The 10,873-nt window shown below is 63.5% G+C and carries 11 protein-coding genes and 1 tRNA gene; 7 read left to right on the top strand and 5 right to left on the bottom strand.

Going from position 1 to position 10,873, the window contains the following annotated elements:
- The first annotated feature begins 233 nt into the window (after positions 1-233).
- Positions 234-1,286: an energy transducer TonB gene (locus D0Y96_RS16910; RefSeq protein ID WP_350449107.1), complete on the top strand. Its 1,053-nt coding sequence runs from the start codon at positions 234-236 to the stop codon at positions 1,284-1,286.
- Positions 1,287-1,388: 102 nt separating this feature from the next.
- On the opposite strand, the gene D0Y96_RS16905 is transcribed toward D0Y96_RS16910, so the two are convergent.
- Together D0Y96_RS16905 and D0Y96_RS16900 are read right to left on the bottom strand one after the other, a co-directional pair.
- Entirely contained in the window at positions 1,389-1,835 is a 447-nt protein-coding gene (locus tag D0Y96_RS16905; RefSeq protein ID WP_117302261.1) for a hypothetical protein, read from the bottom strand.
- A gap of 107 nt (positions 1,836-1,942) precedes the next feature.
- Positions 1,943-2,019 (bottom strand) — tRNA-Arg (locus tag D0Y96_RS16900).
- 186 nt (positions 2,020-2,205) lie between these two features.
- Here D0Y96_RS16900 and D0Y96_RS16895 point away from each other — a divergent pair.
- Positions 2,206-4,290 carry a fused MFS/spermidine synthase gene (locus tag D0Y96_RS16895; RefSeq protein WP_117302259.1) on the top strand — a complete coding sequence of 695 codons (2,085 nt, stop codon included), beginning with the start codon at positions 2,206-2,208 and terminating at the stop codon, positions 4,288-4,290.
- A gap of 69 nt (positions 4,291-4,359) precedes the next feature.
- Positions 4,360-4,866, top strand: a complete 507-nt coding sequence (locus D0Y96_RS16890) for a DinB family protein (protein WP_117302257.1) — start codon at positions 4,360-4,362, stop codon at positions 4,864-4,866.
- A 63-nt stretch (positions 4,867-4,929) separates the two neighbouring features.
- On the opposite strand, the gene D0Y96_RS16885 is transcribed toward D0Y96_RS16890, so the two are convergent.
- The 3 genes from D0Y96_RS16885 to cutA all read right to left on the bottom strand — a co-directional run bounded on the left by D0Y96_RS16885 (position 4,930) and on the right by cutA (position 7,099).
- On the bottom strand, positions 4,930-5,811 hold the full coding sequence (locus D0Y96_RS16885; protein WP_117302255.1) for a menaquinone biosynthesis family protein: 882 nt from the start codon (positions 5,809-5,811) through the stop codon (positions 4,930-4,932).
- Between the two features lie 125 nt (positions 5,812-5,936).
- Positions 5,937-6,536: a biotin transporter BioY gene (locus D0Y96_RS16880; protein WP_117302253.1), complete on the bottom strand. Its 600-nt coding sequence runs from the start codon at positions 6,534-6,536 to the stop codon at positions 5,937-5,939.
- A 224-nt stretch (positions 6,537-6,760) separates the two neighbouring features.
- Positions 6,761-7,099: a divalent-cation tolerance protein CutA gene (gene cutA / locus D0Y96_RS16875; RefSeq protein WP_117302251.1), complete on the bottom strand. Its 339-nt coding sequence runs from the start codon at positions 7,097-7,099 to the stop codon at positions 6,761-6,763.
- Between the two features lie 229 nt (positions 7,100-7,328).
- On the opposite strand from cutA, the gene D0Y96_RS16870 reads away from it, so the two are divergent.
- From D0Y96_RS16870 to D0Y96_RS16855, 4 genes are all read left to right on the top strand, one after another.
- Positions 7,329-8,729 carry a phosphoglucomutase/phosphomannomutase family protein gene (locus D0Y96_RS16870; RefSeq protein WP_117302249.1) on the top strand — a complete coding sequence of 467 codons (1,401 nt, stop codon included), beginning with the start codon at positions 7,329-7,331 and terminating at the stop codon, positions 8,727-8,729.
- 179 nt (positions 8,730-8,908) lie between these two features.
- Positions 8,909-9,295 (top strand): FtsB family cell division protein, encoded by a 387-nt coding sequence (locus tag D0Y96_RS16865; protein WP_252263878.1) that lies wholly within the window; start codon positions 8,909-8,911, stop codon positions 9,293-9,295.
- A gap of 92 nt (positions 9,296-9,387) precedes the next feature.
- Positions 9,388-9,624: a hypothetical protein gene (locus D0Y96_RS16860; RefSeq protein WP_117302245.1), complete on the top strand. Its 237-nt coding sequence runs from the start codon at positions 9,388-9,390 to the stop codon at positions 9,622-9,624.
- A 45-nt stretch (positions 9,625-9,669) separates the two neighbouring features.
- Positions 9,670-10,839, top strand: a complete 1,170-nt coding sequence (locus tag D0Y96_RS16855) for an endo-1,4-beta-xylanase (protein WP_252263877.1) — start codon at positions 9,670-9,672, stop codon at positions 10,837-10,839.
- Positions 10,840-10,873 lie beyond the last annotated feature (34 nt).

Here is a 10,873-nt window from a genome sequence, read left to right as displayed (position 1 = left end):
AATGGGCAACGGCCCGATTTTCGCTTATCATAGGCCGTCCCCCTCCGGATTTCGTGCTGCCGCGTTTTTGCTGTTGGCATCACAAATACGGATGGTCCTTGCTGTCCGCGACAACCGGGGCAGCGGTCATGGATAATGGGGAAAACCGGAAGTTCCGCTTCCGGGGAAGTACTATGGGCAATCAGCTTTTGACACCTCCGGAACTGGAACCAGAAACAAAACGGACCGCGGACGTGAAGGCCGACCCTCTGCAGGAAGCGGACGGTTCCATGTGGGCATCGCTGCTCTCGAATCTGCGCGATGCTTTTTCCTCCTCGAAGCAGCCCCCGCTCGAATTAAGCTCTCAGCCAGTCGCAGTCGCCGATACCTTCGCAGAGGAACCGGTCTGGAAGACCCTCTGGACCAACGTTCAGGATGCCTTTTTCCCGAAGAAGCTTCCGCCCCTTGAGCTGACCTCGCAGCCCGTCGCCGTCGCCGATCCCATGGCGGTGAAGCGCAGCCCGGTCTCCAGCTCCATCTCCTTCGTCGTGCACGCGGTCATCATCGGGCTCATCCTCCTCTTTGCTCTCGAAACCTGGCGTACCCGCCCGATCGTGAAAAAAGAGGTCGCGACCGATGTGGACCTCAAGCCGTACATCCCGCCCACGCTCCACATGAACCAGTCGATGGGCGGCGGCGGTGGCGGCGGCAACCACGAGATCGTCGAAGCCTCGAAGGGCAAGCTGCCCAAAATGTCGAAGACGCAGATAGCGCCTCCGCAGCTTCTCCGCATCGACCACCCCAAGCTCGCCGTCGAGCCGACCGTGGTCATGCCGCAGGCCATCAAGCTGCCTGACACCAACATGCCGAACATTGGAATTCCGCAGTCTCCGCAGGTGGCTTTGGCCTCGCAGGGCGGCGGCAGCGGCTCCGGCTTTGGTTCGGGCCGCGGCGGCGGTATCGGCTCAGGCAACGGAAACGGCGTCGGTCCCGGCACCGGCGGCGGCTACGGCGGCGGAGTCATGCGCCTCGGCGGCGGCGTCTCCAATCCGCAGGTCATCTATGCGCCCGATCCGGAGTTCTCCGACGAAGCGCGCCGCGCCAAGTATCAGGGCATCTGTCTGGTCGGACTCATTGTCGACGCACACGGCAATCCGCAGAATGTGCGCGTCATCCGTCCGCTCGGCATGGGCCTCGACGAAAAGGCCGAAGAGGCCGTCCGCCAGTACAAATTCAAGCCGGCCATGTATCAGGGACACGCCGTCGCCGTCGAAATTCAGGTCGAAGTCAACTTCCACATCTACTGAGTGAGGCCCGGTGAGCGCGTCCGTCTCACCAGGCCTGTTTCTGATTTGTCTCGCGAAGCGACTGTTGGCGGCTACGCCTCACTCGCTTCGTGGAGTCAGTCTCTAGCGGCGTCCTCCGCCATGACCGGCATGACCGCCTCCCTGGAACCCGCCGCTGTGCTCCCCGCGTCCGTCATGACCGGCCGTGCCGGCATGACCGCGTCCGTCGCGGGCCTCGTTCGCGTGGAAGCCATTGAATGGTCGCTGGCCGCGCTGCGGCAGCGGTCCGGCATATCCGTGGTGGGGGTCCCAGCGGTTGTCGACATGGCCGTAAAAGCCGTGAGGACCATGAAACCACGGGCCTGCTCCAATGAAGAGCCCGTTGATGAACCAGTCCTGTCCATAGTAGCCATAGGGAGCGCAGTCATACGGTGGGTAATCGAAGTAACCGTAAGGGCATACCGGTGCCGGCCCGATGTTGATCGAGATTTGAGCCGGGGCTTTCAGATTGGTTGTGAAGAGGATTCCAGCAGCAAGGGCGAGTGAACCGAAAAACCTGGAATAACGCATCTTTTCACCTCTGCATGAGGCTAACAGAATGGGTGTTTCCAGAAATCGATCAGATTCCGGCCGGAGCAGGCCGCATTTCACTACCGGTTGTGCGTGGAAGGGATCTATGGTGCGCCCAGAAGGATTCGAACCTCCGACCTACTGATTCGTAGTCAGTCGCTCTATCCAACTGAGCTATGGGCGCACAAAAGAAATGACCGCGAACTTCTGTAAAGATATCAGGATGCGCGCCGCAGAGCAAACCCGAATTACGGCCCACATCCTCTCCGTTTAACACGAGCTTTGCCCCCGCCGCACCGCTTCAAAACATCATCATCGGTCACTCCCGCGGGATGAGTTCCGGCAGCGGGCGTGTTAGCTTTCTATCGACATGTCTTCAACCCGAAGCCTGACGCGCGGCTCCGCTCGCATCCTCTACGGCTGCGCGATCTTTCTGGCGGCCTTTCTTCTGTTTGCCGTCGAGCCCATGGCCGCAAAGCAACTGCTGCCGGCCCTTGGAGGCTCCTCCGCCGTATGGCTCACCTGCCTGGTCTTCTTTCAGGTGGCGCTGCTGCTCGGCTATCTCTACGCGCACTGGCTGGGATGCGCCCGCCGCCTGCCGCTTACCCGCGCGCTGCACCTGCCGCTGCTGCTGGTCGCCGCCGCCATCTCGCTCATCGGCTTTCAGCCCGACCTCGCCAGCGCCTCCGTTCATCCATTCCTCGCCATCTTTCACACGCTCATCCTCACCATCGGGCTGCCCTTTCTTCTGCTCGCCTCGACCAGTCCGCTGCTGCAGCTCTGGCAGGCGCGGGAAGAGGGAAGCGGCGTGCCCTGGAAGCTCTTCGCGCTCTCGAATGCCGGATCGCTTCTCGCTCTCGTCCTGTATCCCTCCGTCATCGAGCCGTACATCTCGCTCAGTCTGCAGCGGCGCATCTGGGCCATCGGCTTCGTCGTCTATGCCGTCTTCTCTGCCGCGCTCGCCTGCCGCACCCACGCTTCCGCTCTCTCCGAGCCTGCCGCGCCATCTGCATCTGTTCCATCGTTCGAGACTCCGCCGCGCAGCACCCTGCGCGCGCGTCTGCTGTGGTTTCTGCTGCCCGCCGGAGCCTCCATGCAGCTCTGCGCTGTCACCGGACACCTCAGCCAGAACGTCGCCGCCATTCCGCTCCTCTGGGTACTGCCTCTCGGCGTCTATCTGCTTACCTTCATCCTCGCCTTCGAGACGCCGCACCTCTACCGCCGCTGGATCGCGCTGCGTCTGCTTGCCGTCATGCTCGCCGGCCTCGGGCTCATGTTCTCGAAGACCGGCGTCACCTGGCCGATCCTGATGATCATCGGCTTCTTCCTGCTTGAGCTCTTCATCGCCTGTCTCTTCTGCCACGCCGAAACTTGGGCGCTTCGTCCCGCCGATCCCTCCGAGTCGACGCTCTTCTATCTGCTCATCGCCGCCGGCGGAGCCGCAGGCACCATCTTCATCGGCATCCTCTGCCCGCTCCTCTTCGCCGCAAACTACGATGTCGTGCTCTCCTTCCTCGCCACCGCCGCTCTGGCGCTCGCCGTCGCCTGGCAAAGTGGATGGGGGCAGCGGCTGCTCTGGGGCACGGGAACGGCGCTGATGTTCGCGCTCGTCATCATGCTGCACATCGTCTACGGGCGCAGCACTCTGGTTCAGGTGCGCAACTTCTACGGCTCGCTCCGCGTCCGCGAATCGCACTGGCCGCCCCAGGCGCACACCATGCGAACGCTGCTGAACGGAACCATCGAGCACGGCACGCAGTGGTTCGCATCCGACATGCGCCGCATTCCGACCACCTATTACGCCTTCGACTCCGGCGTGGGTCTCGCGCTGCGCTTCTGCTGTGAAGGCCGTGCGCGCACCATCGGCGTCATCGGCCTCGGCGCCGGAACGCTCGCCGCCTATGGCGATGCGGGCGACCGCATGCAGTTCTACGAGATCAACCCCGCCGTGCTGCCCATCGCCCGAAACCTCTTCGCCTACATCCGCGAATCGCCCGCGCAGATCTCCATCATTCCGGGCGACGCCCGCATCTCTCTCGCCTCCGAGCCGCCGCAGCACTTCGATGTGCTGGCCATCGACGCCTTCTCCGGCGACGCGATTCCGCTGCATCTGCTCACCGTGCAGGCCATGCAGGTCTATCGCCGCCATCTGGCGCCGGGCGGCATCCTGGCCTTCCATGTTTCGAACCGCTATCTCGATCTGCCGCCTGAGGTCGAAAAACTCGCCGAAGCCTCCGGCATGCAGGCCCGCGTCATCGACACCCACACCGACGACGCCCGCGGCGAGTACCGCGCCACCTGGGTGCTGGTCACGAACAACACCGCCTTTCTCGCCCGCCCGCAGATCGCCGACGTCGCCTTTCTCATCCCCGATAAGCCCGGCCTCCGCGCCTGGACCGACGACGCATCGAGCCTTCTGCCCATCTTTCAGTGGCACCTGCCCACAACGCAGTAAGCGCTCCCGTTTTTAACGGCGAGCCCGCGCGTCCTCGTGTATGCTGAGCCGCGATCAGGAGGAGACATCATGAGCATCGCCGAAACCCTGTTGCCCGAATTCGACGAGGAGTATGCCTGTACCCGCAAATTTCTCGCCCTCGTGCCCGACGACAAACTCACCTGGAAGCCGCACGAAAAATCCATGGAGCTGGGACGCCTCGCCTGGCACGTCTCGGATTTTCCGGAGTGGTGCTCCAGCACCATCACCAAAGATAAGCTCGACCTCAGCGACACCGACGCGGCCGACTCTGCCGGCGGATGGCAGGGGAAACAGCGCGCCGACATGCTGTCGCGCTTCGATGCAAATCTGCCCCAGGCGCGCGCCGCACTGGCCTCAGCCAGCGACGACGCCATGAACGCGCACTGGAAGATGATCTGGAACGGGCAGGCCATCATCGACGACCCCAGAACCGCGGTCTATCGCAGGTGGGTCATCAGCCACATGGTGCATCACCGCGCGCAGCTTGGCGTGTATCTGCGCCTCCTCGGCGTGCCCATCCCCGGCGCCTACGGCCCCTCCGCCGACCAGAGCTGAAGCGGAAAAGGAAACGGGCGGCACCTGGCCGCCCGCATGTCCTTACAGCTTTTCAGCCCTGAATCAGCCGACGAAATCCACCTTTGCCGAGTGAGGAATGATGCCGCGCTCGTGGCCCATCGTGAGCAGTTTGCGAATTGCCTCGCGTCCGTCCTCGCCGTAGCTCAGCGTGCGCTCGTTCACATACATGCCCACAAATTTGTCGGCGAGGCTCGTGTCCAGATCGCGCGCAAACTGCATCGCGTATGCCAGCGCCTCTTCGCGATGGTCGAGCCCGTGCTGAATGCTGTCGCGCAGTGCCTGGGTCACGGTCAGCATCGCCTTCTCGCCCAGCGAGCGGCGAATCGCGTTGCCGCCCAGCGGCAGCGGCAGCTTCGTCTGCTCGCGCCACCACTGTCCCAGATCGAGAACGCGGTGCAGCCCGTTGTGCGAATAGGTGAGCTGGCCTTCGTGAATGATCAGCCCCGCCTGGAAGTTGCCCGCCACCACCTGAGGAATGATCTGGTCGAAGGGCACCACGGCCGTCTCGATCTCCGGCGCAAACAGCTTCAGCGTCAGATACGCCGTCGTCAGCGTGCCGGGCACGGCGATGCGGATCTTTTTGATCTCGTCCAGATCGTAAGGCCGCGGCGCGACGATCATCGGACCGTATCCCTCACCCACCGAGCCGCCGCACGCCATCAGCGCATAGTTATCCTGCAGGTATGGATAGGCGTGAAACGAGATCGCCGTCACATCGTAGAAGGCCTCGTGAATCGCCTTCTGGTTCAGCGTCTCAATGTCGCACAGCGTATGGACGAACTTATAGCCGTTGACGCGCACCTTGTTGGTCGCAAGACCGTAAAACATAAATGCGTCATCGGAGTCCGGGCTGTGCGCAACCGAAATTTCGCGCACGCCGCTGGTGGTCGGTGTTTCGGCCTGAGCCGGAGTCGAGGCAGTCACTGCTGGGTTAGTTCCTTTCAACGGCGTTCCTCTCTGATTGTCCTGCAAAGCGCTGCGGATATTCCTTCGGGGGCAAAGAAATCCCGTAAATCCTGCAGGCAGAGGAAACGCAAAACAGGTGGATGTTAGTTGGCGCGGTATCTGCGCTGACGAAAGCGCCAGATTCCGGCTCCCGCCGCTCCGGCCGCGAGCGTTTTGAGCAGATCTCCCGGCAGAAACGGTAATACTCCGATCGAAAACGCGGCGCGCGCATGCAGGTGCGTCAGCATGGCAAGCCACGTGGCGCCCGCTGCGAGCGTGAAGAGGCTTCCGGCCGCTGCCGAAAGCGAAGCGGCGATCATGCCGTGCCGGCGGGTCGCCCGGAAGAGCCATCCGGTCAGCGCCGCGGCCGGCGGATACGAAAGCAGGTAGCCGCCCGTCGGTCCCATAATCTGCAGCACTCCGCCCGGACCATGCGGGCTGAAGACCGGAAGTCCCGCCAGCCCTTCGAACAGGTAGAGCGCCAGGGTGGTCAGCGCCGCGGGAGGCCCGAAGGCCAGCCCGATCAGCAGCACGGCAAAGGTCTGCAGCGTCAGCGGCACCGGGCTGATGGGAATCGGCACGGCGATATGGGCGCAGACGCCGACGAAGGCGCTGCCCAGAAGAACCGCCGCCAGTTTGCGCAGTGCGATATTTTGTCTGAGCGAAAGACCCTGGGATGTGGCAGAAGAAGAAGCAAAATTCATGGATCATCTCCACGTCGGGATCAGTTCTTTGCCGGTCCCGCCGTTTCGTCCGAATGTTCGGCGCTGCGTCGCACACTCATCATCTGATGCCGGCGGATATGGCGCGTGACGGATACGACCGCCCAGAGCAGCGCCACGGTGCACAACACAAAAACCGCGTACAAAACTCGCATACGAGCAGTGTCAGAATAACAAACAGCGCCTCCGGGGCACAGCCCGCTGTGTCAGATTCCGGGACGCAGGCAGCCCGCCAGCCAGTCCAGATACTCCCGGCTGCCCGATTCGACCCGCAGAATCAGCAGCTCCGGCACCTCATACGAGTGCAGCCGCTTCAGCGCCGCTTCCAGATTCTCCAGATGCCGCGCCGAAGTCTTGATCAGCAGCAGCACCTCCTCCGCCGATTCGATCTTCTCCTGCCAGCGGTAAATCGAGGTCAGCCCTGGCGCCAGGTTCACGCACGCCGCCAGCCGCTCCTCGACCAGGGTATGGGCTATGCGCTCCGCCTCTTCCCGTGACCCGGCGGTCGAGAGAACGATGCGGACATCGGCGGCGGCAACAGTCATGGCGCACCCATCATGACACGACCGGCGTACGGCCTGACAATCACGTCACGATCGGCGCATACGGCGGCAGAGTAGTGGCAGCCGCCGCCGGTGTCATGATATGTCTTGCAGGGTCACGGCCCGATGCCGGCGACCGCTGTCCCGCAACATTTACATTTGCCGCTTCCGTCCGGCGGTTGAACGCCCCGCGAAGCATCCAAACCGGCAGAACATTTCGAGAGGGAAAAGCATGCCCGCAGAGATCAAATTCGGCACTTCCGGCTGGCGCGCCATCGTCGCCGAGGAGTTCACGCTGGCGAACATTCGCCGCGCCGTTACCGGAATCGCAAAGTATGTGGCCTCGCAGCCAGGACCGAAGACCGTGCTCGTCGGCCGCGATCCCCGCTTTCTCGGCGAAGCCTTCGTCGCCGAAGCCGCCCGCGTTCTTGAGGCCAACGGCGTCACGCCGCTCATCATCCCCGAGGCCGCTCCCACGCCGGCCATCGCGTATGCCGTGCGCCGTCTGAAGACCGGCGGCTCCATCAACTTCACCGCCTCGCACAATCCGCCCGAATACAACGGCATCAAGTACTCCACCCCCGACGGCGCGCCCGCCCTGCCCGAAGCCACAAAGCAGATCGAGGCCGATATCATCGCCCTCGGCAGCACGCCCGTTCCCGTGCCTGAGTCGCAGACGAAGTTCCAGGAAGTCGACGTGAAACCCGATTACCTGAAGCGCCTCGGCGAGCTGGTCGACTTTCCCGCCATCAAAAAAGCGAATCTGAAGGTGGTCTTCGATCCCTTCTGGGGCGCGGCCCGCGGCTACAGCAGCGACATCCTGCGCGAGCATGGCGTTCAGGTTGAAACCGTGCACGACTACCGTGATGTCCTCTTCGGCGGCCACGCGCCCGAGCCCGATGACCATCTCCTCTCCGGCTGCAGGGCGAAGATGAAGGAGACCGGCGCGGCTCTCGGCATCGCGACCGACGGCGACGCCGACCGCTTCGGCATCGTCGACGCCGACGGCTCTTTCATTCAGCCCAACTACATCATCGCCCTGCTCTTCGATTACCTGGTCCAGACCCGCGGCTGGCGCAACGGCGTCGCCAAGTCGGTCGCCACCACCAACCTCATCAACGCGCTCGCGGAACACTACGGCATCCCGCTCTACGAAACCCCGGTTGGCTTCAAGTACATCGGCGAGCTCATCATCGACGACAAAATCGCCATCGGCGGCGAAGAGAGCGCCGGACTCACCATTCGCGGCCACGTTCCCGAGAAGGACGGCGTCATCGCCGGCCTGCTCATCGCCGAGATGGTCGCCGTTCGCGGCAAAAGCCTCGGAGCCCAGCTCAAAGAATTATTTGCCGGAGTTGGTTCCTTTTACCCCAATCGTGAGAACTTCCGCTTGACGCCCGAGGTGAAAGCCAAATTCACTGAAAAGGTGAAGACCGATCCGGTGGACCTCGGCGGCCGCAGGGTGACGCAGATCGTTCGTACCGACGGTCTCAAGCTCATCCTCGCAGACGGCTCCTGGGTCTGCTACCGGCTGAGCGGCACCGAGCCGGTGGTGCGGGTCTATGCCGAAGCGCGGCAGGAGAGCGATCTCGCGCCGCTCAGCGAGGCGGCAAAGAACTGGGTGCTCGAATAACGGATCTTCGCTGCGGCGCATCTCAGCCACAGCAGGGAAGTGACGCGGACCGGCCGAAGCCATGCTGACGCTCCGGCCGGACGCAGCCGATAGAAGGAAAGACGCAGTTCATAAGGAAAGCAGTTCATAGGAAAAGAAAGAGCAGTCGAAAAGGAAAGAGCAGTCGAAGCGAGAAGACCTTGAACCCACCGGCCCCACACATCGCCATGCCCCGCCGCACTGCCGGCTGGCTCTACCGCATGCGCCGCCGCATCGCCACCGGCATTGCCATCGTTGCGGCCGTCTTCTTCGGCTACCACGCGGTCTTCGGTGAGAACGGTGTCAACGTCTACGAGCAGAAGCGCGCGGAAGACCGCAGCCTGCAGAAGCAGATCGTCGATCTGAAGCAGGAGAACGACCACCTGCACCAGCACGTGCAGCAGTTGAAGAGCGATCCCGACGCCATCGAGCACGAAGCGCGCGAGCGCCTGCACTACGCCCGCCCCGGCGAGGTCATCTGGACACTGAACGACAGACCCTCGGACACCGCCGCCCCGGCAAACCCAGCCGCCCCCGCCAAAAAATAAGCGATCACTTCAGGGCAACCGCCCCCGCACGCTTCTTTCTTTGTACAGGCAACCTTCGCCGCTATACTCTGTGAGGGAAACCCTTTGCATTCATGACAGCTCCTCTGCGCTTCATCTGGAACGCGACGCGCGGCCATCGCCTGCGGCCATGGCGCAGCGAGTATGTGAAGTGGCGCATCGAGACCTACTCCGGCATGAAGGCCGAAGAGATGACGCGCGGCGATGTCCTGCGGTTTTTCTGGCGGGAAAAGATGAGCCTGCTCCGCTTTCTCCGCTGGACCGGCGAGATCGACTCCCTGCGCGTCCACGCTCCCGGCCGAAAAAGATAGAAGGAAAGCAGGGCAGAAACAGGCAGCAAGAGAAGGAGAGGCAACATGCAGACGCGGCGTGAATTTCTGATGCTCTCAGCGGCCACCGCCGCCCTTGCCGCCGCTCCCGCGGCATTCGGCCTCCAGCGGCGTCCGCAGCCTCCGTCCTCCGGCTCCGAAGAGTACACCGGCTCGCATGCGCTGCGCGCTCACGCCGAGGCGCGCGGCCTGCTTGTCGGCTGTGCCGTCGTGCCGGAGAAGCTCAGCAGCGAGCCCGCCTACGCGAATGTCGTCGCCTCGCAGTGCAATCTCCTCGTTCCCGAAAACGCCATGAAGTGGAAGGCGCTGCGCCCCGCTCCCGACAAATTCGACTTCCGCGGCGGCGATGCTATCCTCGCCTTTGCTCAGGCGCACCGGCAGCGCGTCCGCGGACACAATCTCTGCTGGCATGAGGCGCTGCCCGACTGGTTTGCGGCCACCGTCAACAAGTCCAACGCCCGCGAGATCCTCGAGCGCCACATTCAGACCGTCGCCGGACACTACTCCGGCAAGCTCCACTCGTGGGATGTCGTGAACGAGGCCATCGACCCCGCCAGCACGCGCCCCGACAGCCTGCGCAGCTCGCCCTGGCTCGACTTCATCGGCCCCGGCTACATTGAGATCGCCTTCCGCGCCGCCCGCAAAGCCGACCCGTCCGCTCTGCTCACCTACAACGACTACTCCATCGAGTTCGACTCGCCCGAGCAGGTCAAAAAGCGCGACGCCGTCCTGCGCCTCGTAAAGCACCTCCGCAGCCGCAACGTGCCCATCGACGCCATCGGCGTGCAGAGCCACCTCGACGCCGCAGCCGGTCTCCCCGGCAACGGCCTGCGCGACTTCGTCCGCGAGCTGCACCGCATGGGCCTGCAGGTCTTCGTCACCGAGCTCGACATCAACGACAAAAAACTTCCCGCTGACATCGCGGCGCGTGACGCCTCCGTGGCCCGCATCTATCGCGACTACCTCACCATGATGCTCGCCGAGCCCAACGTGACCGCTCTGCTCACCTGGGGCATCACCGACCGCTACACCTGGCTCGACGCTCCGAAGTACGGCCGCGCCGACGCCCTTCCCGAGCGCCCGCTGCCCTTCGACCCCAATTACCGCCCCGCGCCCGCCTTCTTCGCCGAGCGCGACGCCATCGACTCCCGTCCCGTGGCCGCCCCGCAACCCGCGCCGCAACCGGGCCGGGAATGAAACCACGGCCGGGGACGAAACCACGGATGCTGAA

Origin of the sequence: Paracidobacterium acidisoli (assembly GCF_003428625.2) — a bacterium.
GTDB lineage: Bacteria > Acidobacteriota > Terriglobia > Terriglobales > Acidobacteriaceae > Paracidobacterium > Paracidobacterium acidisoli.
The sequence above is the reverse complement of the archived record's forward strand: the minus strand, read 5'-3'. Positions and strand labels throughout refer to the sequence as shown.

What these genes read in the sequence shown, in the direction of transcription:
- D0Y96_RS16905 (WP_117302261.1), bottom strand. Translation starts at nt 1,835, where the DNA reads ATGCGTTATTCCAGGTTTTTCGGTTCACTCGCCCTTGCTGCTGGAATC.
- D0Y96_RS16895 (WP_117302259.1), top strand. Translation starts at nt 2,206, where the DNA reads ATGTCTTCAACCCGAAGCCTGACGCGCGGCTCCGCTCGCATCCTCTAC.
- D0Y96_RS16890 (WP_117302257.1), top strand. Translation starts at nt 4,360, where the DNA reads ATGAGCATCGCCGAAACCCTGTTGCCCGAATTCGACGAGGAGTATGCC.
- D0Y96_RS16880 (WP_117302253.1), bottom strand. Translation starts at nt 6,536, where the DNA reads ATGAATTTTGCTTCTTCTTCTGCCACATCCCAGGGTCTTTCGCTCAGA.
- cutA (WP_117302251.1), bottom strand. Translation starts at nt 7,099, where the DNA reads ATGACTGTTGCCGCCGCCGATGTCCGCATCGTTCTCTCGACCGCCGGG.
- D0Y96_RS16870 (WP_117302249.1), top strand. Translation starts at nt 7,329, where the DNA reads ATGCCCGCAGAGATCAAATTCGGCACTTCCGGCTGGCGCGCCATCGTC.
- D0Y96_RS16860 (WP_117302245.1), top strand. Translation starts at nt 9,388, where the DNA reads ATGACAGCTCCTCTGCGCTTCATCTGGAACGCGACGCGCGGCCATCGC.
- D0Y96_RS16855 (WP_252263877.1), top strand. Translation starts at nt 9,670, where the DNA reads ATGCAGACGCGGCGTGAATTTCTGATGCTCTCAGCGGCCACCGCCGCC.